Raw genomic sequence first — 21,168 nt, 5'->3', positions numbered from 1 at the left:
CGCCAAAATTAAGGAAAAACATTTCACTATCCGCTTGTGTCCCATTAAGATACCGTATAATTAAATCCGCGGTTGATTTAGTCCACCATAAACGAAAGTTCAGTCCTTTTAGCAATAGATTTGGTATATAATTTAATAAAACTGCTAACTATCTCTTTTCTTTGAAATATGTTGGCAAAGGACAAAAGATACGAACTCATCGTACCCATGGTATCGGCGGGACGTATCCACCACTTCCGGGACCTCTTTCATTTTATTCCCAAAACCATCGTCGCGCGTGACCTGGGGATCAACAACGTTCGTTTCACGCGGCTGATCGACGATGTGGAGGATTTTAGTTTGAAGGATCTTCTCCGGTTGGCAGCTCTCATGGAAATGGAACCCCTCTCCCTCCTCCGGCTGATCTTCGATCAGCACCTGGCGGACAAAAAAGCGAAAAGGCCAAAGGGTTCCAAATAAAAAAACCCCGCCATCGGCGGGGTTTTTTTAAATCGCTGTAGAGGGAGGATTCGAACCTCCACGGGGCGGTTAGCGCTAGCGCAATGTGCGGTGGTCAACCCCAGTCGAGCCCGATTTTTGTCGGACCCGGCATTACACTATGTTTATCCCTGGCTCCCCACCCCCGAGACAAGAGGGCATGTCTGCCAAATTTCATCACTCCACAATGGTAAAGAACTTTCGATCTCGTTGTTGAAACAAAACTAACGAAATGGCCTAAATATTCATGATTTTTGAAGAAATATTTTTATGTTTTCATAATTATTCAAATATTTGTATTCTAATGTAGATAAAATTCAAAAACTCTATTTAAGATGGCTGTTAAATTGAATCTCGACAAATTGGATCTGCAGATCATCCATGAAATGATGGAGAACGCGGAGATCTCGTACGCGGAGCTGGGAAAAAAGCTATTTGTCTCGGGAGGTACGATCCATGTCAGGATAAAAAAGCTGCAGGAGCTCTCGGTCGTCAAAGGTACAAAATTGCATGTAGACCTGAAACAGCTGGGCTATGACGTTATTGCCTTTATCGGCATCTATCTCGAAAAGAGCTCCCTGTATGACAGCGTAGCCCGCGAGTTGCAGAAGATTCCCGAGATCGTTCGCCTCAATTACACAACGGGCAACTACAGCATGTTCGCCGAGATCGTCTGCAAAGACATCAACCAGCTGCGATTTGTCCTCCATGACGAACTGCAGAAGATAAAAGGCATCGAACGCACCGAGACCTTTATCTCTCTGGACGAAAGCTTCACCCGCAACGTCCAGGTCTATAAAGAATAGCCCCCGCCTAATAGCCCGTCCCCACACAATAGTCCTCCCCTCACTGTCTATACACGGACGTTCAAAACGTCCCGCAATCCATTCCCCAGCAGGTTGAAGGCCAGCACCAGCAGCATGATCGCAATGCCCGGCGCCAGCGCCAGCATCGGATTATGCGTAATGATGAAGTTGTAATTCTCTTTGATCATCAGGCCCCAGCTGGGCTGCGGCGGCTGTACGCCCACGCCCAGGAAGCTAAGCCCCGCTTCGATAACGATCGCCGAAGCAAAATTCGAGGCTGCGACGACCCAGACCGGACCCATGATATTCGGCAGGATATGCCGGAAAAGGATTCTGGCATGCGAATAACCCAGCGCCCGCGCCGCCTCGACATATTCCCGCTCCCGCACGGCCAACACCTGGCCACGGACGATCCTGGCCACATTCACCCACAGCGTAAGCCCGATAGCCACGAACACCTGCCAGAATCCTTTTCCCAATACCAGCATGATCGCAAACACAAGCAGGAGGGTGGGGATGCTCCAGATCACATTTACCAGCCAAAGGATGAACTCGTCCACCCGCCCGCGGAAATAGCCCGCCAGCGCACCCAGACCAACGCCCACGCTGATCGACAGCAGCACGGTCACCATTCCCACGGCAAGGCTCACCCGAACGCCGATGAGCAGCCGGCTGAGGATGTCCCGGCCATATTTGTCCGTGCCCAGCCAGAATCGCCGGACCTCGATCGCCGGCGGTCCCGTCAACACCTGAGACGCGGGACGCGTCCCGTCCACGGGCGCAAGCCCGCGACCGGGGGCCGCACCAGTGGTGCGGGCCGAAACCCTGCAATCATTGGCGTACGCCCTTCGCTCATAGACGCCCTCGTCCACGAACTTCTGCACGATAAGACTGTCTCCCTTCGTCTGATAGCCTTCGATCGGCACATAATCGTACCGATCCTCCTGCCCAAACAGCAGGCGGTGAAAGAACCCTGCCCGCGCGGCCGCCCCCGGCTTCCTGACCAGCACAAACTCCTGCCTGAACCCCGGTTTACGTCCCCCGATCTCTACAATAATACGATTGGCATCCGGCGAACCGTCGGGCGCGATCAGGTACCCCGTAACGGCGACGACTGTCGCCAAGCCGATAACGATAAGCCCGAAGAGCGTACCGGGATTGCGCAGGAGGCGCGAACCAATGTTTTGTCTACCTTTCATTTAACGATTTTTCGGTCCTTCCACCGGTAGCTCCCGAATTTCCCCAGCCAGCCGGCGATGAGTGTATAGGTAATATGCAGCGGCTGCAAAAAGGGAAAATACGCCATCAGCCTGCGCTGCCCGAAAAAGGCCGCGACATCACTGACAAAGGGAACCTCCACCATCGTCTTCGCCACCAGCAGGATCAGCAATAGCAGCCCCCACCAGCTGTTCCAAAAAGCGCCTATGGCCAGCGCCAGGAACAGGGCATTCACGAGATAGACCAGCAACAACACCCAAAAGATGCGTTTGTCATCATACCGGTCCGCCTTGCTGGCCCAGCGGATGCGCTGGTTAAAAAATCCCTTCCATCGGGCTTCGGGATTGGTCGAAACGATCGCCTGCCGGTGCTTCAAAAAGAACACCCGCTGGGGATACCGTAAAAAGATCTTATGCATCAGCAGCATATCGTCCCCGGACGGGATCTGGTCGATCCCCCGGAACCCGCCCACGGAATAGAAAACCTCCCGCGGGTAGGCGAGATTCGCGCCGTTGCACATGGAGTGAATGCGTTTGGAAACCGCCGCCCCGGTAATGCCCTGCAGCGTGATAAAATCCAGCCTTTGAAAGATCGCTAAAAGGGAATTTCCTCCCCCGCCGATCCGCACCGGCGCGGCAATGAACTTTGCATCCCGCTGCTCATAAAAGGCCGCAAGCGTCCCGAGCCATTCAGGATCGAAGATGCAATCCGCATCGGTCGTCACGATCAGCTCGCCCCTGGCTGCGCCGATCCCGGTTTCAATCGCAAATTTCTTATAGGAAGTATGGGCCTCCGCCGAAGGGAGATCCGCCAGGGAAAGATAACGGATCGGTAACGCGGAAAAATTCTTTACAACCGCCGCCGTTCCGTCGGTCGAATGATCGTCGATCACAATGATCTCGAAAAGATCGCGCGGATACCGCTGGGCTGCGAGACTCCGAAGGCAAACGCCGATATTACTCTCCTCGTTCCGCGCCGGGATCAGCACCGTGATCCGCGTGTGCAAGCTCGCCGCATCGGGACGGAACACCGGCAACGCCCGCCAGGCCCGGTGATACCAGGCGATCAACGCGCCATAGACGGCAAAAAGCAGACAGCTGAAAAGCGTGAGCGAAAAAAACATAATTCTAACTGGGCGGTAAATTTAGCGCGTTTGTGATGACTTCCACGAATTTAGGCTGCAGGATCGCATGCCCCGCCGGCAGCAGGGTAAGCCGGCCGTTTGGCCGGATGCGATGCAAAAACCGCTCGCCGCGCCGTGCGAGTATGATCCGGTCATAGCGGCCATAGAGGAGAACGATGGGAATCTTCAACTCCCGGATCCAGCCGGCAATAGACCCGAGCGGCGGCCGGAATCCCCGCATCACCGTCCATCGTTGGTAGAGTTCCTGGCGCACGGGGTCGTCATCGATATAACGGGCCGCAAACTTGAAGAGACTCGGGTTGACAAGACCCAACCGGTTGCCGGCCCGCATCAGCAGGAAAAGCCAGCCAGGCCGCTTCATCGTCCATCGGAAAAACCGGTTGCCCGCGGCGGTTCGGGTGGCCAGCCAATACCAGGGATTGACGATCAGCCCATCCGGCGCCATAAGCACCAGGCGCTCCACACGGGCGTATTCCAACTCCAGCAGCTGAAGCGCCACCCGGCCGCCCATGCTGTACCCAAGCAGCCACCAACCTACCTCTCTTTCCGGCAATCCCGAAGCAATCTCCAGCATCAGCGACCGAAGATCACGCGGATCGAGAAAGAGTTTTTCCTCCTTCCACTCTGTTTTGCCATGGAACGGCATATCGAGCCCAATGATCGTGAAGTCGCGACCGACCGCCTCCGCCAGGAATGCAAAGGAGGCCCCGGACTCTCCGTAACCATGGAAGGCAAAAAGGATCTGCACCCCCTTCCCCCACTGGTAGTAATGAAACCGCGAAGACCGAAAGTTGATAAAATGCCCGGACATTTAATAAAGATAATTCGTGCAAATCCAAAAAAAAGTGTATTTTTAGTTAGTTGTTTAACTAACTGTATGCCAAACAACCAATTCAAGAGAGGAGAGCTTTACAGTTTTATAACGGGCAAGGCCAGCACGGCCATCGCCCGCAATCTGCAAAAGAAATTCAACGCCGCGGGACTGAAGATCACCATCGAACAGTGGAGCGTCCTCTATCATCTTTGGAAGGAGGATGGCAAAAGCCAGCAGGAACTGTGCAGCGCCACCTTCCGGGACAAACCCAGCATCACCCGCCTGGTGGATAACCTGGAAAAGCAACAGCTGGTCAAACGGGTGCCTTCGGAACAGGACCGGCGCATCAACCTGATCTTCCTGACCCGCCAGGCCCAGAAGCTGCAGGAGGAGACGATGCAATTGGCGGAGGCGACGCTCAACGAAGCGCTGGAAGGCGTGCCCACCGACCGCATCGACGTCTGTAAGGAAGTATTGCAGATAGTTTACGACAATCTTCGATAACATCGATGAGCAAAACATACACTAAAAACTGTTTTCTATGAGTGCGTCCACTGAAAAAAAGCAAACCCTGAAAGGAGCCGAATGGCTAACAAAGGAAAGCTCGCCTTTCGAGACCTTCATCCCCGAAGATCTCAATGAAGAGCAGCAGATGGTAAAAGACATGTGCAACGCTTTCCTGGATACGGAAGTACTTCCCGTCATCGACCGCATCGACAAATTGGAGCCCGGTCTGATGCCCGCGCTGATCGCAAAGGCGGGGGACCAGGGTCTGCTCGGCGCCGCAGTGCCCGAGGAATACGGGGGTCTCGGTAAGGATTTCGTCACGGCGACCCTGGTGAACGAAGGCCTGGGCGGCGGTTTTTCGTTCTCCGTTGGTGTCTCCGCCCACACGGGTATCGGTACCCTGCCGATCCTATATTTCGGCACGCCGGAACAAAAGAAGAAATATATCCCGAAGCTGGCGAGCGGGGAATGGAAGGGCTCTTATGGTCTGACCGAGCCCAACAGCGGCAGCGACGCGCTCGGCGCAAAGACCACCGCAAAATTGTCGGCCGACGGAAAATACTACCTCCTCAACGGCCAGAAGTGCTGGATCACCAACGGGGGGTTCGCCGATATCTACACCGTATTCGCAAAGATCGACGGGGACAAATTCTCGGCCTTTATCGTCGAACGCGGGTTCGAAGGGTTTACCCAAGGTCCCGAAGAGCACAAGATGGGGATCAAGGGCTCCTCGACGGTGCAGCTGTATTTCCAGGACTGCAAGGTACCCGTCGAAAACCTGCTGGGAGAGATCGGGAAGGGACATATCATCGCCTTCAATATCCTCAATATTGGGCGGCTGAAGCTTTGCGCTGCCGCCGTGGGCGGGGCAAAACGCGCTGCCACGACATCCATCCAGTATGCCAAAACGCGCGAACAGTTCAAGACCCCGATCGCGAATTTCGGCGCGATAAAACATAAGATCGCCGAGATCGCCATCCGCATCTGGACGGCGGAAAGTGCGCTCTACCGTACTACGAAATGGATCGACGACAAGGAGGTCGGCCTCGCCGCCGAAGGCAAACCCTTCAATGAAGCCGTGCTGGGCGCGGCCGAAGAATATGCCATCGAATGCGCCATCCTCAAAGTGTTCGGCAGCGAGATACTCGACTTCGTCGTCGACGAAGGCGTACAGATCCATGGGGGGAACGGGTACAGCGACGAATATATCATCTCCAAGGCCTACCGCGACAGCCGGATCAATCGCATCTATGAAGGCACCAATGAGATCAATCGCCTGCTCACCGTCGATATGGTCCTGAAGCGGGCGATGAAGGGCCGACTGGATATCATGGGGCCGGCCATGGCGGTCTCGAAGGAACTGATGAGCATCCCCGAATTCGGCAGCGACGGCGATACGCCGTTCGCGAAGGAGAAAAAGACGATCCAGAATTTCAAAAAGGCGATCCTCATGACGGCCGGCGCCGCCGCGCAGAAGCTGATGATGAAGCTCGAGAGCGAGCAGGAGATCCTCATGCACATCGCCGACATGGCCATCGAGACCTTCGTAGCCGAGAGCGCACTGCTGCGGGCCTGGAAACTATCCGACCAGCGGGGTGAAGCCGCTGCCGCCTACGAGCTGGATATCATGCGCACCTGGCTTTATGATGCGGCGGACCGGATCAATAAATCAGGCAAAGACGCCATCAATGCCTTTGCCGATGGCGACGAACAGCGGATGATGCTGCTGGGGTTAAAGCGATTCACCAAGGTCGACCCTTTCAACAGCAAGGCCGCCAGGCGCCGGATCGCCGACAAGCTGATCAACGATAACAAATATCCGTTATAAACGACTTGCGGGTGCACACATGAGCAAGCACGGCCACCATGCAAATTTTTGCAGGTGGCCTCCTTTTGTATTTATGCCATATCTTTATTAGAAATGGCTTAAATTTCATGAATCGAATAATTGGCCTACTCATCCTCCTCCAACTGGCGAATGCCTCGGCCGCCCAGGACAGCATCTGGCTCGCAAGGACAACAGGGGCCCTCCCCTTTATGGAATACGGTATCGGCGACGACCGGTTGGGCGGCGCCAAAATGGGCTTCCTGGATTCGAACGTCCTCGTAAAAGTCGTCGACAGCTTCAATACCGACTATAAGGTCCGGCTCTCCAGCCGGCATTATGCCTATATCGCCAAGTCAAGCCTCGTCCTGCAGGGCAAGTTGGCCAACGGCCCCGTCGCCCACAACCCCCATCTCACCGGGAACATAAAAGTATTTGGCGATACGGCCTCCGACTTTGTGACGCTCACAGTCGATGATCGCTATCCCTACCGGGGAACACAGCTGATCGATCCATCCCGCGTAGCTGTCGATGTCTATGGTGTCACCTCCAACACCAACTGGATCACCCAGCTGCATACGGCAAAAGAGATTCGCAACACCTGGTACGAGCAGACCGAGGACGATGTCTTCCGAATCTATATCGAGCTGAAACATCCCCAGCATTGGGGATATGCCATCGCCTATGACAGCCTGGGCCGGCATCTTATCATCCGCATCCGCCGCCAGCCCGCCGTTCTCGATATCCGCAAGCTGCGGATCGCCATCGACGCCGGCCATGGAGGCGACAACTCCGGCGCCACCGGGACCACGAGCAAAATCCTGGAAAAACATTACACCCTCCTGATCGCCGAGCAATTGCGCAAAACGCTAAAGACCGCCGGTGTGAAGCAGGTCTTCATGACGCGGACAAAGGATACAACCCTCAGCATGCCCGAACGCATCGCCATGCTCAAACAGTTCGACCCGCATCTGCTGGTCAGCATCCATCTCAACTCGGCCGGCAATGACTCGATACAGGGGACAAGCACCTATTATCGGTATATCGGGTTCCGCCCGCTCAGCATGGCCATTCTCGAGCGGATGCTCTCCCTCGGCCTGCAGGAATATGGCAACGTCGGCAACTTCAATTTTTCGCTCAGCGGTCCTACCGACTATCCCAATGCGCTGGTGGAGGTGGCCTTCCTCAGCAACCGGCAGGATGAAAAGAAGATTCTCAGTCCAAAATTCCACAAGGCCGTTGCGCAAAAGATCTATCTGGGGATCGTCGACTGGCTGAAACAGCAGGGGGCGCCGGAGGCGCCCCGGCAAAAACCAAAGTCATGAACGGATATCTGATGCAGGAAGCAAACTGGACCGCGGGAGAAGACCTCTTCCTCGAAAGCTTCGCTCCCGAGAATTCTTATGGCGTCGTCTTCGAAGATGACGGGGACACGGCGTTTTTTTACGCCGTGGAAAAATCAACCGAAGAGCTGCGCATTCTCGACGCCCTGCATATCCATGAGACCGACGAGGAGTCCGAACCGCTGCCCCCTGCCCAGCTAAAGATCATCTGGTCCCGAGACTGGCTGAAAGCCGCATTGGTCATCGACGGCCACGTCCATGCGCTGTTCGATTTCGAAGCCCACGGCGGCTATAATATCAATGAATTCCCTCCCCCCAACGATCTCTGGACCCAGGGCGGCCGAAAGCTCGGCAATGAATTGATCCAAAAATTATTTTAGGTCCGCCGCCGCAGCTTCGTCGACAAACCAATGAAGTTCTCCTACGGGTTTTATCACCTGGGAGGGATAAAGATCGGGGTTCGGCGCACCTTTCAGCACTTCTTTTAACGCATGAGCCTTCTTGGCCCCCGCCGTAAGGAAGACCACGCAGGCCGACCGGTTCACGAGTGTCCGGGTGAGCGTGATCCGGTACATGTCCTGCGCCTGCAGCCAGAAAGCCGTCGTCCAGAGCTTCTCCTCGTGGATAACCGGCATCCCGGGAAACAACGACAGGGTATGACCATCATCGCCCATGCCCAGCAATACGAGGTCGAAGCTGGTAGCCGTATTGTCGAAATATTGGTGGCATATCTTTTCGTACTCGGCGGCCGACGCCGTCGGATCGATGTCCGTGCGCATGACGTGGATCTGCTCCGCGGGTACCGGCACGAAATTCAGCAGCGTCTCATACGCCATCTTCGCATTGTTCCGATCGTCGTCGAACGGAACCGCCCGCTCGTCCCCCCAGAATACATGCAGCTTCGACCAATCGATCTGATCTTTATAGGGCGATTGTGCCAGCAGCTGGTGCAGCCTCACCGGTGTACTGCCGCCCGAAAGGGCGATCGTATAGCGGGTCTGTTTCTTCAGGGTCGCGGCAATATGATCGGCGACGAATTTTGCCGTGGCGTTGCTCAGCGTTTCGCTGTCTTTGTATACATGCAGTTCCATGATCTTTACTTGGGTAACATGGTAAACCAATTCTTTCCGTCGCGGGCGATCAGCGCCTCTGCATCTTCAGGTCCCCAGGAATCCGGGGTATAGTTCGGGAAATTAGAAGGGACCCGGCTCTCCCAGGCTTCGATGATCGGCATCACGATCTTCCACGCGGCTTCCACCTGGTCGGCACGCATGAACAGCGTAGGATTGCCTTCCATGACGTCCAGCAGCAAGGTCTCATAGGCCTCCGGTTCATGCTCGTTGTCTTTGGGGTTGAAGACCATATCGACGGGGTTGAGCGTCATCGACTGGCCCGCTTTCTTTGCCTGGAACCGCAGTCGGACCTCCATCTCGGGCTGGATAGCGATCGTCAGCCGGTTCGCCCGCCAGGTGTCCGCCGCTTCTGGCGGAAACGCATAACTGGGGGCCGCCTTGAACTGGATCGTGATATTGGAAGCCTTCTGGTTCATCCGTTTGCCGGTTCGAACATAGAAAGGGACATCCTGCCAGCGCCAGTTATCGATATAGAATTTGACGGCGGCAAAGGTTTCGGTGGCGGAGTTGGGCTGAACGCCCCTCTCCTGCTTGTAGCCCGGCACCTTCTCTCCTTTCATCCAGCCTTCCCCATATTGGCCGCGGACCGCATATTGATTGATGTCTTCCTTGTTGATCTTGCGGATCGCGTTCAGAACGTCGACTTTTTTGTTGCGGATCTCATTGGCGTCAAAGTTGACCGGGGCTTCCATCGCAACCATGCACATCAGCTGGAGGATATGGTTCTGCACCATGTCCCGAAGGGCTCCCGACTGCTCATAATAGCCGCCGCGTCCTTCGAGACCCACGGTCTCGGAGACGGTGATCTGGACATGATCGATATAGTTCCGGTTCCAGATCGGCTCGAACAGCGTGTTGGCAAACCGGAGCGAAAGAATGTTCTGCACCGCCTCCTTGCCGAGATAGTGGTCGATCCGGTAGATCTGCTCTTCCTTGAACATGCTCATGAGCAGCTGGTTCAACTCGTGGGCGCTCTTCAGGTCATGCCCAAAAGGCTTCTCGAGCACGATGCGGGTCGTTGCCGTTTCCGAACAAAGTTTCAGCGAACCCAGCTTCCTGGCAATATCCGGCATCAGCTGCGGAGCGACGGAGAGATAGAAAATAACATTGGGGTGCTCACCCATCTCGGCCTCTTTGGCTTTTACCACCTCGGCGATCTTCTGGTAGTCGCCGTCTTTTTCGGCGTCCATCTGAAGGTAGGTGACATGCCGGGAGAACTCGTCCCAGTGACCATTAGGTTCTCCTTTCCGGCGGCTGAAGGACTGGATACCGTTGAGCAGTCGCTTACGGTATTCCTCGTCATTATAGGGACTGCGGCCGATGCCTACGATGCCGAACTTTTCCGGCATCCATTCGTCGATGAACAAATTATAAAGCGCGGGCGAAAGTTTCCGGTAATTGAGGTCACCGCTGCCCCCGAAGATGAAGATCAGGGAAGCAGGCGGTCGTTTATGGTTTTGCATAATTCAGCTATTGAATCGTTTATTGATCTATTTGTTCCATTCCGTATGAAATACACCCGGCTCGTCGACCCGCTGATAGGTGTGGGCTCCAAAGTAATCCCGCTGTGCCTGGATCAGGTTGGTCGGCATGCGTTCGCTGCGGTACGCATCGAAATAGCTCAGCGCGGCCATCAGCCCTGCCACGGGATACTCCATATGGATGGCATGGATGCACACATTGCGCATATTCTGCTTCTTCGCCTGCAACAGCTGGGCAATCTCTCCTTCCAATAACAAATTTGCAAGCTGAGGGTTCTTGGAGAAGGCCTTAAAAAATACTTCCAGCAGGGAACTCCGGATGATACAGCCGCCGCGCCAAACCTTGACCACTTCCTGCATGGGGATCTGCATGCCCAGCTCTTTCGAAGCGACATGCAGCATTGCCAGCCCCTGGGCATAGCTGATGATGACGCCGAAGAACAGGGCTTCCTGTACCTGCTGGATAAAAACCTCCTTGGGAACGGGAATGTCCGCGGAAGGGTTCTTATACATCGCCGCCGCCTGGGTCCGCTCGTCCTTATAGGCCGAGAGTTCGCGCAGGCAAACTGCCATATCGATCACGGGGATAGGAACGCCCAGGTCCATCGCGTCCTGCGAGGTCCATTTCCCGGTGCCTTTGGCGCCGGCCTTGTCGAGGATCATATCCACCAGCCGGTTGCCCGTCTTATCGTCCTGTTTGAGGAAGATATCCCGGGTGATCTCGACAAGGAAGGATTGCAGCTCCCCGTCATTCCAGTTCTTATAGACCTTGTGCAGCTCGTCATTGGACAGCCCCAGGCCCCGGTGCATCAGGTCATAGGTTTCGCTGATCAGCTGCATGATGGCATATTCGATGCCATTGTGCACCATTTTTACATAGTGACCTGCCGCCCCTTTACCAAGATGCGCGACACAGGGAACGCCGTCGACCTTGGCGGCCACCGCTTCCAGCAGGGGCTGAACATGCGTATAAGCTTCGGGATCGCCACCCGGCATGATACTGGGACCCGAACGGGCACCCTGCTCACCGCCGGAAATGCCGACGCCCATGAAATGAAAACCTTTTTCTTCCATGAACTTTACCCGGCGTAAAGTATCGACATAGTGGGAGTTGCCGCCGTCAATGACGATATCGCCCTTGTCCAGCAACGGTAAAAGATCGTTGATCACATCGTCCACGGGTTTGCCCGCAGGCACCAGCATCATCATCCTTCTCGGTTTCTCGAGCAGCTGGATCATTTCAGCAAGCGTGGAGACCCCTTTTACGGTCGTACCCGGGGTCGCGGAGGATTCGAGAGTCGCTCCTTTCTGTGCATCCTTATCAAAGCCGACTACCGCAAAGCCGTGATCGGCCATATTGAGCAGTAGATTTCGCCCCATAACACCGAGGCCGATCATGCCGAACTTAAACGATTGATTTGCCATTTCTAACATTTTTGGACCATAAAATTAGGTATATTTCGGATCAAAAATTTGGCAATATATTATGTAATCCGGGAAACCTTTTGTATTTTTATGGTCTCTCTCCATTGAATTCCCACCGATTTCCTTGTAATACCACCCTCCCGCTAATGTCACTATGATTGAACCGTGACTGACCTGTCACCTTTCTTTAACTAAATCTCTATGATGAGAACGATTTTTTTGTCGATCGTCGTGACCCTCGCGTCCATTACCCTCTATGCACAGGTGGATGTCCTTACACAACACAACGACAACAACCGAACCGGCTGGAACAACCAGGAAACTACCCTGAACACAAGCAATGTCAAACCCGGATTATTCGGAAAGCTTTTCGATCTGCCGGTTGACGACCAGGTATATTCGCAACCCCTGATCGTGTCCGGGGTTACGATCAGCGGCGGGACCCACAACGTCGCGATCGTCGCGACGGTGAACAATTCGGTATATGCTTTTGACGCCGATAACGGCACACAGTACTGGATGAAGAATTTTACCCCGGCCGGTAATTTCCGGCCGCCGCTGAATACCGACTACGCCGCGGCGACGCTCTGCACTCCACAATACGTGGACTTTACCGAAAAGATCGGCATCATCGGTACCCCCGTCATCGACAAAAATGCCGGATATATCTACTTCGTTTCACGGGATGTCACTACCAGCGGGGCCAAGACCTTTACCCAACGACTGCATGCCATAAGCATTTCGACCGGGATCGACCGGCAGACGCCCACCGTTATCACAGCTTCGATACCCGGCACCGGCGAAGGAAGTTCAGGCGGCACGCTCAACTTCGATCCATTTTCCCAGAACCAGCGCCCGGGTCTGCTCCTGCTCAATGGGGTGGTCTATATCGGCTATTCCAGCCATTGCGACATGGACCCCTATCACGGCTGGCTATTGGGATACAACGCCGCCGACCTGACCCGGAAATACGTCTACTGCTCGACGGCCAATGGTGAAGGCGGCGGGATCTGGCAGAGTGGTAACGGCATCGCGGCCGACGACGCCGGGAACATCTTCGTCGCAACCGGCAACGGCACGACGGATGCTACGGCTAATTCCGTGAATCTGGCTGCCTCGATGATCAAACTTACTCCTTCGGGGAACCAGCTCGATGTCACGGACTTTTTTACCCCTTCGAACTATGCACAGCTCGACCAGGGAGATCTTGATTTTGGTCCCTGTGAAACGCTGATCATCCCGGGGCTCAATCGTATTCTCACCGGCGCAAAAGACGGAAATCTCTACCTGCTTGACCAGAATAACCTGGGAAAATATACCGGCGGAGCCAACTATGTGCAGAACATCTACCAGAAGGACGCCCACCTGCGGTGTTCTTTTGGCTATTATAAAGGCACGGCCAACGAATATGTGTACACCTGGCCGGAGAACACCGCCCTCAGGGCCTGGTCGGTGAACAGGACCACATCCGGTTTTTCCAACACCAACCCGAACTCGGTGCCGACCAGCGGTATCCCGGGTCCGCAGGGCAATAACGGAGCCAACCTGAGTACCAGCAGCAACGGGAATACAGACAATACCGCGATCCTCTGGGCGACTCATGCCTATAACGGTTGCGATGCCAATCACCAGACCTGCCCGGGCGTCGTCCGCGCCATAAACGCCAACGACGTGACAAAGGAGCTTTGGAATTCGGTCACGGTGCCGGGCGACGATATCGGCAACTATGCCAAGATGTCTTCTCCCACGGTAGCCAATGGAAAATTGTATGTTGCCTCCTTTTCGGGCCACGTTACGGTGTATGGGTTGTTGGGCAATGGGGTGGACACCTGCACGAGTTCCAACATCGCCCTTAAGAAGCCGGCTACGGCTTCGTCCTTCCAATATTCAAGCCTGGAGCCGGACAGCGCCTTCGACGGCAAGCTCAGCACGAGATGGGGAAGCGCCTATAGCGATAATCAGTGGATATATGTCGACCTGGGAAAAAGCTATGATCTGTGCAAGGTGATCATCCGTTGGGAAGCTGCCCTCGGGAAAGATTTCGATATCCAGGTATCCAACGATAAAAGCACCTGGAAGACCGTTTACTCGGTGCGGGGAAATACTCAGTTCGACAACACGATGCCCCTGCAGGGCTCCGGCCGGTATGTGAAGATGCTGGGCATCACCCGGGGGACAGGCAATGGATATTCCATCCTGGAGATGGAGGTGTATGGAACTCCTACGGTAACCTGCTTCCCTCCCACGAACCTGTCGGCGTCGAACGTCCAGCAAAATATGGCGACCCTGAATTGGGACGGGGCTTCCGGCGCCGCCCTCTATGATGTGCAATACAAGGCTACCACCGCTGCGACCTGGCAGACGACTTCTACGGCAAACACCTCTATCTCGATCACAGGCTTGTCCTGTGCGACGGATTACCTGTACCGGGTTGTGACTCACTGTACGGACGGGACCCATAGCGATACCACGTCAGCCGGTTTCTCCACCCTTGACTGTTCGGGTGTTTGCGGACCTCTTCCCACTCGCTGGACAACCGCCGATATCGGAACGGTCGGCGTCGGTGGCGAAGCCTGTTATGACGGCACGACATTCTCGCTGCAGGGTTCCGGCGCGGACATCGGCGGCACGGCCGATGCCTTCCGGTATGCGTTCTTTTCGCTTAGTGACGGCGACGAACTGGTCGGCCGGGTAGCAACCCTCGACAATACCACGGGCGACAAGGCCGGGATCATGATTCGGCAGGCAACCAACAGTCCCGGGGACCCGAACGCCTTTATCGCACTTTCAGCCGGTACCGGCGCCATCTTCCAAACCCGCAGCACCCAGGATGGTCCCACGACGACTGCGACTGTTTCCGGCATCGTGCCCCCATATTGGGTGAGACTCGTGAAGTCCGGTTCCAGCTATTCTGGCTTCATTTCGTCCAATGGGTTGACCTGGACCCAGGTCGGCGCAACCCAGGACCTGGGTTTTGGATCCGGCAGTACAACGGTGAATGGAGGGCTGGCAATCAGCAGTGGTAACAATACTTCGACGGCGACGGTAACCATCGACAATTTCATGAAGGGATCCAATCTTCCCATCGAACTTTCCAACTTTACGGGCCGGTCCACAGGCCAGGAGATCGTTCTCCAATGGACGACGGCAATGGAACAGAATGTCGGGTATTTCGAAGTTCAACGCAGTGCCGACGGATCCCATTTCACGGTCATCGGAACCGTTACAGCAGTGGGAAACAGCAACTCACCGCAAGACTATACGTACACGGACGGACAGCCGTCAAGAGGAGTCAACTACTATCGCCTGCGGGAGACAGACCGGGACGGGAAGGCCACTTACTCGCCCGTAATCGCAGTCCGCTCAGGCAATCAAACGGCTCCGCTGATCTTCCCGAACCCCGCGAGCAGCTATTTCCGGGTGGTACCGGGTACCGAACCCATCCGGGAAGTAAGTGTCTATGATATTTCGGGACGGAGAATGTTCAATCAGCTGAACGGGAATGCCGCCGGCACCCTCGATGTGGCGATAAGCAGACTGTCGCAGGGCGTGTATTTCGTGGAGGTCAGGACGGATAAGGGAAGGTCGGTTCAGAAGCTGATAAAGCGATAGAAAAGGAAAAACCCGGCTGATGCCGGGTTTTTCCTTTTCTTTACCTGACCTCGCCGGGATGGGGGCTTCCACGATGACAGGTCACGCAACTGACCGCCGGAATCGTTTTCCCCTGCTCATCCTTATTGAAGGAAAAATATTTTTTGTTGATCTTGCCGGTCATCTTGTACATATGACGGGCGATGGTCTTCTCAGGCTTGGCATCGCTGGCAAAATCCAACCGGTGAGAGGTGCTGTCGGCTGACGGGGCATGACAGAAATTACATTTTACGCCAAGCGCCGCCTTCCAGCCGTCCATTATCTTTTCCAGGTCATCATGGCTGATGTCCCTGGGCAGCACTTTGAAATTGTGCTTGGGTTTCGGATCGTCCTGGGGGCGGACGGCAGCCATTCCAATGATCATAAATCCAAACAGGGCGCCAACGACGGCAATTTTCTTGTAATGCAGCATGGGGGAAATAAAATTTTAGATAGGCTAATTTAAGAGAAATCGATCAACAATATGACAATATTTTGACAATAGACCAATCGGTTCGGCTGCTTTACCTTTGCGCAAAACGGACCACGCCGGGGGCTGACTTCTAAAAACCCCGATAGAGGCCAAACCATGGAACCGACGACAACGGAATATCTGAAGCGGGGTCAAATCGTGATCATGGCGATCTGTACGGGCCTGATCGTCGCGAATATCTATTACTGTCAGCCGCTTATCGTCCTTATCAGTAAAAGCTTCGGCATTCCCGAGAGCAGGGGCGGGCGCATTCCCTTCCTTACTCAACTGGGCTATGCCCTTGGACTCCTGTTCTTCGTCCCTCTCGGCGATAAGGTCGAACGCCGGGGCCAGATCGTCTGGATGGCCGCCCTTGCCGTGGCGGCGCTGGTCTTTGCGGCCCTGTCGCCCAATTTCCTTTGCCTGGAAATTGCCAGCGTATGCATCGGCGCGACCTCCGTGATCCCACAGCTGATCCTTCCCCTCGCCGCGCACCTTTCTCCGCCTTCGAAGACCGGTAAGGTCATCGGCACCATCATGAGCGGACTGCTTATCGGCATCCTGCTGTCGCGGACGCTCAGCGGATTTGTCGGCCGCTGGCTGGGCTGGCGCGGCATGTTCGCCGTGGCTGCAGGCATCAGCCTTTCCCTGCTGGCGATCATCCGCTATACTTTTCCACCCAGCCGCCCCCATTTCACCGGCTCCTACGCATCCCTGATGCGCAGCCTGCTGACCCTCGCACGCGAACAACCCGTCCTTCGCGAGGCCGCGGCGATCAACGCCCTCGGCTTCTCCACCTTCGGAATGTTCTGGACGACCATGGTGCTCCATCTTTCGGGGGCGCCGTTCCATTTTAATAGCGACCTCATCGGGCTTTTTGGCCTCGCAGGAGCCGCCGGCGCCCTCGCCGCACCGCTCGTCGGAGGCTCCGCCGACAAACGCAACCCGCGGATCGCCATCGGCTATGGCCTCGGACTCCTGCTGTCCTCGTTCGTGCTGCTCTACACAGGCGCAAAATATGTGCTTGGGATCATCGCCGGCATTATCCTGCTCGACCTCGCAATGCAATGCATCCACGTTTCGAACCAAAGCCGCGTCTATGCGCTGATCCCGCAGGCGCGCAACCGGCTCAATACCGTATATATGACCGTTAGCTTCATCGGAACCGCGATGGGCTCCGCCATCGGGCTTTTCGCCTGGGATAAAGGCGGTTGGACCGGCGTTTGCATCACCGGAGTCCTGCTTACCACTGCCGCATTTATCATCTACGGAATAACCTTTAGGAGGATCAGGACGGCCGCGGCGTAAAACGTACAACACGGGTTAACAAATTACTAATTGCGCCAATCCCGGCCAGATTCGCTTGGTGGGTAACGATTCTTACCGTATATTTGCACCGTTAAATTTGAGCTGATTACAGCACCAGTAATTGAATGATCATTTCCGCTATTATAATCCCCGGTAATTGTTAGTCGTCTTTACTCCCTGCTTTTTTACTCAGATTGTCTTTTATTTTCATTTTTAATCAGTTATTAGTATGAACATTTACATTTCGAATTTGAGCTTCAACGTCACGGACGAAGACTTGCAGGATTATTTCGCAGAATACGGCGAGGTTTCTTCCGCCAAGGTCATCATGGACAAATTCACGGGCAAATCCCGCGGGTTTGCATTCGTTGAGATGCCCGATGATGAGGCTGCCAAAAAAGCTATCCAGGAACTGGACGGTGCATCCGTAGACGGCCGCACCATCGGTGTATCGGTGGCAAAACCCCGTGAAGACCGCGGCAGTGGCGGCGGTAACAAGGGCGGTGGCTCCTTCCAACGCCGGGGCAACAACAATTACAGCAACAGCCGTTATTAATACATCGCTTTGTTGATATTGAGGGCCCCTTTTTAAGGGGCCCTTTTTTATCTATGCGGCCCTGAGATCCTTGTGCAGGGTAAGATCCACCGTCGTGCCCATATCCCGGGAGTCGATGCTGATGCTGCCGCCCAGCTTTTCCGCCGCATCTTGCACCTGCCGGAAACAATTGGCGCAGCTGCGATAAAAATAGACCCCGGCATTCCGCACCCGGATCATCGTCTTTTCCCCCTTGCAGAAAGACTCCACATGGATACACTCGTTCTGAGTGCTTTCCACCGCCTTGTCCAGCAGGTTCCAAAGAATAAAGGCCAGCAGGTTCTCGTCCGAACCCACTTCCAGATCGCGGTCTATTTGATTGATAATTAATGTTTTGCGACTTACTGCGCGTGGAAGTAGACCCGTCATCAGCTCGTCTACAAAGCGATGCAGGGAAATAGTAGTACACAAATCAGAAGCCATTGATACAGGATTTCAATATGGGGTGCTTTTAACCGTGTAAATGTAACGCAATGAGACATATCAACAGATGTCCCCTGCATTTTTATTTCCGGCAAACAAGAAAAGCCCGTAGCTGACGCATACGGGCTTCCTTGCGTATATAGAGAGGATGATCGCGTCAATTACCGCCAGTGGCCGCGGTTCCAACGATAACCCCTGGCGCCATGGTCCCAATGGCCCCGCTCCCAGGTACGGCCGGGCCGCGCATGCCCCCAATGGCCGTTATGCCAACGATAAGTACCCCCACTCCACACCCAGTCCCCGTCGATCCAGACATAGTCCACGCCGGGAGAGACCGGCCGCTCGTAATAAACATCCGCCGGCTGATCGGCGACATAACCCTCGACCTCACAACCGGCAAGACAGGTACACCCTGCTATTACGATGAGCATTAATATCTTTTTCATAACTAATTAATTGATTTTCAATGAAGTTATGCAGCCGGCTCGTTTCATAACTTTTTTATTTTATCTGTTATAGGCCATGGGTATATCGACCAAAGCTGTGCCAAACGTTTTCCAACCCTAAAGCGCATTTTTAACGGTTTCCTGTGGTGCAATTTCCACATACCGCAACCCCAGATATGACGTAAAAGCTTAAATTTGTAATAATCATCGGTCTTAAGGCCTATTTATCATGAGTGAAACAACATCTATCCCGCCGGCGCTGACGGCGAAGGATTTTGCCACCGACCAGGAAGTGCGTTGGTGCCCCGGCTGCGGAGATTATTCGATACTTGCCCAGGTACAGAAGATCATGCCTACCCTTGGGGTCCCGCGCGAAAACATCGTGATCATTTCCGGTATCGGCTGCAGCAGCCGGTTTCCGTACTATATGAACACCTATGGCATGCACTCGATCCACGGTCGTGCAACGGCGATCGCATCCGGCCTCAAGGCAACCCGGCCCGAACTGAGCGTCTGGGTGGTCACCGGTGACGGCGACAGCCTTAGCATCGGCGGCAACCATACCATCCACCTGCTGCGCCGCAATTTCGATATCAATATCCTGCTCTTCAACAACCAGATCTATGGTCTGACGAAGGGACAGTACTCTCCCACCTCCGAAACGAACAAGATAACGAAGTCGACGCCCTATGGCAGCCTCGACCATCCGTTCAATCCACTCGCGCTGGCCCGGGGAGCCGACGCCAGCTTCATCGCCCGCAGCATGGACAGAGACCCCAAACATCTCCAGCAGATGCTGCTCCGCAGCCATGCCCATAAAGGCGCTTCCTTCCTCGAGATCTATCAGAACTGTAATATCTTCAACGACGGCGCCTTTGAGATCTTCACCGAAAAAAGCACCAAGCCGCTGGAAACGCTCTTCCTCGAACAGGGCAAGCCCCTGGTATTCGGCGCACAGCGCGAAAAAGGCGTCCGCCTCGACGGCTTCCGCCCCGTGGTTGTGGACCTCGGCAAAGATTTCAGCGAGAACGATTGCTGGATACACGATGAGAACGATTTCTTCAAGGCGCAGATACTCGTACGGATGTTCGACGATCCCCGGGTCGAAGGCCACCTGCCCCGCCCCTTCGGCGTGTTCTACGAGAACGACCGGCCTTGTTATGAGGATATGTTGAACATGCAGATCGAAGAGGTTATCGCCGCAAAAGGCAAGGGCGATCTGGATAAGCTGCTCCGCGGTAGCGAGACCTGGACCATCGCCTGACAACTTCTATAAATAAAAAGAGGCCGGCCCGACAGGATTGAGCCGCCTCTTTTTTGGTTTTTTCACAGTGAAGTTCTTTTTCTCCTTTTTCTCTTAACCGACCGAAAGTCGGTTGGATGAAAGTCGGTTGGCCGAAGGTATATTAAAAAAGAGCCAGCGATAGACATCGCCGGCCTGTGCTTACCTCTGAAACCACAAAAAGAAAAAGTTCGAATATTTTGTTATAGAACCCATGTTCGTTTGATGACGCTTTTCTTTTATTCAAAATTCCATTCATGTAGCATATCCATTCTTATGGCGCGAATCCTGTTCAGCCAGAATATGATCCGGATAAGTCTATAGTATACGACTGTAAGATCGAGGGTTAAGATCATTGGTGAGAGGCTTGTGGTCCTATCAACCAGGGACATAATTTCAAAAGGGTATAAGATAAAGGGCCTTGGGCGTCGACCTTGTAAGGTCCAGTAATGATAGGACAGAAGATCGTTATATTAAATTAGAATGAAGCGATGATCCTTCACATAATTTTATTATAAACCGGGAAGTTTTTTGGAAATTGGAATCTTCGGACACGGAAATTGGATAGTCGGAATGGTGGAAATTGGATCGGACGAGATTCTCCGTGGTGTGTGCGTATCTTAAGGCGTACGCTGTCAGAGTATAAGCGGGGTAAAAATAAAGACGATTTCGTTAAAAAGCAATATTTTTTTTAAAGTTTTTTTCCAGCATGGGCCGCCGGCTGGTGGTCCGATGGGCGGCAGAGATAGCCTACCGGGTCTCCAGCTCCTTATTAGCGGCCCGGAAGGTTTTTTCTTTTTTCAGGTTGAACCACCATTCGGGGGCGGTTTTTTTCATCA

At 54.3% G+C, this 21,168-nt stretch carries 19 protein-coding genes; 10 read left to right on the top strand and 9 right to left on the bottom strand.

Features of this window, described 5'->3' with window-relative positions:
* Positions 1–168: 168 nt before the first annotated feature.
* Together VHE34_RS18020 and VHE34_RS18015 are read left to right on the top strand one after the other, a co-directional pair.
* Positions 169–459 carry a hypothetical protein gene (locus VHE34_RS18020; protein ID WP_325590251.1) on the top strand — a complete coding sequence of 97 codons (291 nt, stop codon included), beginning with the start codon at positions 169–171 and terminating at the stop codon, positions 457–459.
* A gap of 353 nt (positions 460–812) precedes the next feature.
* Positions 813–1,283, top strand: coding sequence for an Lrp/AsnC ligand binding domain-containing protein (locus VHE34_RS18015; protein WP_325590250.1), 471 nt, complete (start codon positions 813–815; stop codon positions 1,281–1,283).
* 47 nt (positions 1,284–1,330) lie between these two features.
* Here the strand turns inward: VHE34_RS18015 and VHE34_RS18010 are convergent, their stop codons facing one another.
* Genes VHE34_RS18010 through VHE34_RS18000 form a run of 3 tightly spaced genes read right to left on the bottom strand, consistent with a single transcriptional unit; the run spans position 1,331 to position 4,456 of the window.
* On the bottom strand, positions 1,331–2,482 hold the full coding sequence (locus VHE34_RS18010) for an ABC transporter permease (RefSeq protein WP_325590249.1): 1,152 nt from the start codon (positions 2,480–2,482) through the stop codon (positions 1,331–1,333).
* Positions 2,479–3,624, bottom strand: coding sequence for a glycosyltransferase (locus VHE34_RS18005; RefSeq protein WP_325590248.1), 1,146 nt, complete (start codon positions 3,622–3,624; stop codon positions 2,479–2,481). The genes VHE34_RS18010 and VHE34_RS18005 overlap by 4 nt, the downstream gene beginning before the upstream one ends.
* 4 nt (positions 3,625–3,628) lie before the next feature.
* Positions 3,629–4,456 (bottom strand): alpha/beta hydrolase, encoded by an 828-nt coding sequence (locus VHE34_RS18000; protein WP_325590247.1) that lies wholly within the window; start codon positions 4,454–4,456, stop codon positions 3,629–3,631.
* A gap of 66 nt (positions 4,457–4,522) precedes the next feature.
* On the opposite strand from VHE34_RS18000, the gene VHE34_RS17995 reads away from it, so the two are divergent.
* The 4 genes from VHE34_RS17995 (at position 4,523) to VHE34_RS17980 (ending at position 8,514) form a co-directional block, all read left to right on the top strand.
* Complete coding sequence (locus VHE34_RS17995; protein ID WP_325590246.1) at positions 4,523–4,963, top strand: MarR family transcriptional regulator; 441 nt, start codon at positions 4,523–4,525, stop codon at positions 4,961–4,963.
* A gap of 37 nt (positions 4,964–5,000) precedes the next feature.
* The gene (locus tag VHE34_RS17990) at positions 5,001–6,794 is read left to right on the top strand and encodes an acyl-CoA dehydrogenase family protein (protein WP_325590245.1); all 1,794 of its coding nucleotides are present in this window, start codon (positions 5,001–5,003) and stop codon (positions 6,792–6,794) included.
* A gap of 107 nt (positions 6,795–6,901) precedes the next feature.
* Positions 6,902–8,116 (top strand): N-acetylmuramoyl-L-alanine amidase, encoded by a 1,215-nt coding sequence (locus VHE34_RS17985; protein WP_325590244.1) that lies wholly within the window; start codon positions 6,902–6,904, stop codon positions 8,114–8,116.
* Positions 8,113–8,514 (top strand): DUF2251 domain-containing protein, encoded by a 402-nt coding sequence (locus VHE34_RS17980; RefSeq protein ID WP_325590243.1) that lies wholly within the window; start codon positions 8,113–8,115, stop codon positions 8,512–8,514. The genes VHE34_RS17985 and VHE34_RS17980 overlap by 4 nt, the downstream gene beginning before the upstream one ends.
* Here the strand turns inward: VHE34_RS17980 and pgl are convergent.
* Genes pgl through gndA form a run of 3 tightly spaced genes read right to left on the bottom strand, consistent with a single transcriptional unit; the run spans position 8,506 to position 12,173 of the window.
* Positions 8,506–9,225, bottom strand: coding sequence for a 6-phosphogluconolactonase (gene pgl, locus VHE34_RS17975; protein WP_325590242.1), 720 nt, complete (start codon positions 9,223–9,225; stop codon positions 8,506–8,508). The genes VHE34_RS17980 and pgl overlap by 9 nt on opposite strands.
* Before the next feature lie 5 nt (positions 9,226–9,230).
* Positions 9,231–10,730 (bottom strand): glucose-6-phosphate dehydrogenase, encoded by a 1,500-nt coding sequence (gene zwf / locus VHE34_RS17970; RefSeq protein ID WP_325590241.1) that lies wholly within the window; start codon positions 10,728–10,730, stop codon positions 9,231–9,233.
* A 27-nt stretch (positions 10,731–10,757) separates the two neighbouring features.
* A complete protein-coding gene (gene gndA / locus VHE34_RS17965; protein ID WP_325590240.1) occupies positions 10,758–12,173 on the bottom strand; it encodes an NADP-dependent phosphogluconate dehydrogenase in 1,416 nt (471 codons plus the stop codon).
* A 201-nt stretch (positions 12,174–12,374) separates the two neighbouring features.
* On the opposite strand from gndA, the gene VHE34_RS17960 reads away from it, so the two are divergent.
* The gene (locus VHE34_RS17960; RefSeq protein WP_325590239.1) at positions 12,375–15,785 is read left to right on the top strand and encodes a discoidin domain-containing protein; all 3,411 of its coding nucleotides are present in this window, start codon (positions 12,375–12,377) and stop codon (positions 15,783–15,785) included.
* A 40-nt stretch (positions 15,786–15,825) separates the two neighbouring features.
* Here the strand turns inward: VHE34_RS17960 and VHE34_RS17955 are convergent, their stop codons facing one another.
* The gene (locus VHE34_RS17955; protein ID WP_325590238.1) at positions 15,826–16,236 is read right to left on the bottom strand and encodes a c-type cytochrome; all 411 of its coding nucleotides are present in this window, start codon (positions 16,234–16,236) and stop codon (positions 15,826–15,828) included.
* Between the two features lie 156 nt (positions 16,237–16,392).
* Here VHE34_RS17955 and VHE34_RS17950 point away from each other — a divergent pair, with 156 nt between their 5' ends.
* Entirely contained in the window at positions 16,393–17,583 is a 1,191-nt protein-coding gene (locus VHE34_RS17950; RefSeq protein WP_325590237.1) for an MFS transporter, read from the top strand.
* A 229-nt stretch (positions 17,584–17,812) separates the two neighbouring features.
* A complete protein-coding gene (locus tag VHE34_RS17945; protein ID WP_325590236.1) occupies positions 17,813–18,139 on the top strand; it encodes an RNA-binding protein in 327 nt (108 codons plus the stop codon).
* A gap of 51 nt (positions 18,140–18,190) precedes the next feature.
* Here the strand turns inward: VHE34_RS17945 and VHE34_RS17940 are convergent, their stop codons facing one another.
* A complete protein-coding gene (locus VHE34_RS17940) occupies positions 18,191–18,601 on the bottom strand; it encodes a sensor histidine kinase (RefSeq protein WP_325590235.1) in 411 nt (136 codons plus the stop codon).
* A gap of 161 nt (positions 18,602–18,762) precedes the next feature.
* Entirely contained in the window at positions 18,763–19,047 is a 285-nt protein-coding gene (locus VHE34_RS17935) for a hypothetical protein (RefSeq protein WP_325590234.1), read from the bottom strand.
* Positions 19,048–19,276: 229 nt separating this feature from the next.
* Here VHE34_RS17935 and VHE34_RS17930 point away from each other — a divergent pair, with 229 nt between their 5' ends.
* Positions 19,277–20,311 carry a 2-oxoacid:ferredoxin oxidoreductase subunit beta gene (locus VHE34_RS17930; RefSeq protein ID WP_325590233.1) on the top strand — a complete coding sequence of 345 codons (1,035 nt, stop codon included), beginning with the start codon at positions 19,277–19,279 and terminating at the stop codon, positions 20,309–20,311.
* The last annotated feature ends 857 nt before the right edge of the window (positions 20,312–21,168 follow it).

The sequence above is a fragment of the Puia sp. genome, from assembly GCF_035546395.1.
Taxonomy (GTDB): Bacteria; Bacteroidota; Bacteroidia; order Chitinophagales; family Chitinophagaceae; genus Puia.
Note: the sequence above shows the minus strand (reverse complement) of the source record. Positions and strands in the feature narration are given on the sequence as shown.

Bases quoted from the DNA above. Each gene is read 5' to 3' on its own strand.
- VHE34_RS18020 (WP_325590251.1), top strand. From the start codon at position 169: ATGTTGGCAAAGGACAAAAGATACGAACTCATCGTACCCATGGTATCG.
- VHE34_RS18015 (WP_325590250.1), top strand. From the start codon at position 813: ATGGCTGTTAAATTGAATCTCGACAAATTGGATCTGCAGATCATCCAT.
- VHE34_RS18010 (WP_325590249.1), bottom strand. From the start codon at position 2,482: ATGAAAGGTAGACAAAACATTGGTTCGCGCCTCCTGCGCAATCCCGGT.
- VHE34_RS18005 (WP_325590248.1), bottom strand. From the start codon at position 3,624: ATGTTTTTTTCGCTCACGCTTTTCAGCTGTCTGCTTTTTGCCGTCTAT.
- VHE34_RS18000 (WP_325590247.1), bottom strand. From the start codon at position 4,456: ATGTCCGGGCATTTTATCAACTTTCGGTCTTCGCGGTTTCATTACTAC.
- VHE34_RS17995 (WP_325590246.1), top strand. From the start codon at position 4,523: ATGCCAAACAACCAATTCAAGAGAGGAGAGCTTTACAGTTTTATAACG.
- VHE34_RS17990 (WP_325590245.1), top strand. From the start codon at position 5,001: ATGAGTGCGTCCACTGAAAAAAAGCAAACCCTGAAAGGAGCCGAATGG.
- VHE34_RS17985 (WP_325590244.1), top strand. From the start codon at position 6,902: ATGAATCGAATAATTGGCCTACTCATCCTCCTCCAACTGGCGAATGCC.
- VHE34_RS17980 (WP_325590243.1), top strand. From the start codon at position 8,113: ATGAACGGATATCTGATGCAGGAAGCAAACTGGACCGCGGGAGAAGAC.
- pgl (WP_325590242.1), bottom strand. From the start codon at position 9,225: ATGGAACTGCATGTATACAAAGACAGCGAAACGCTGAGCAACGCCACG.
- zwf (WP_325590241.1), bottom strand. From the start codon at position 10,730: ATGCAAAACCATAAACGACCGCCTGCTTCCCTGATCTTCATCTTCGGG.
- gndA (WP_325590240.1), bottom strand. From the start codon at position 12,173: ATGGCAAATCAATCGTTTAAGTTCGGCATGATCGGCCTCGGTGTTATG.
- VHE34_RS17960 (WP_325590239.1), top strand. From the start codon at position 12,375: ATGATGAGAACGATTTTTTTGTCGATCGTCGTGACCCTCGCGTCCATT.
- VHE34_RS17955 (WP_325590238.1), bottom strand. From the start codon at position 16,236: ATGCTGCATTACAAGAAAATTGCCGTCGTTGGCGCCCTGTTTGGATTT.
- VHE34_RS17950 (WP_325590237.1), top strand. From the start codon at position 16,393: ATGGAACCGACGACAACGGAATATCTGAAGCGGGGTCAAATCGTGATC.
- VHE34_RS17945 (WP_325590236.1), top strand. From the start codon at position 17,813: ATGAACATTTACATTTCGAATTTGAGCTTCAACGTCACGGACGAAGAC.
- VHE34_RS17940 (WP_325590235.1), bottom strand. From the start codon at position 18,601: ATGGCTTCTGATTTGTGTACTACTATTTCCCTGCATCGCTTTGTAGAC.
- VHE34_RS17935 (WP_325590234.1), bottom strand. From the start codon at position 19,047: ATGAAAAAGATATTAATGCTCATCGTAATAGCAGGGTGTACCTGTCTT.
- VHE34_RS17930 (WP_325590233.1), top strand. From the start codon at position 19,277: ATGAGTGAAACAACATCTATCCCGCCGGCGCTGACGGCGAAGGATTTT.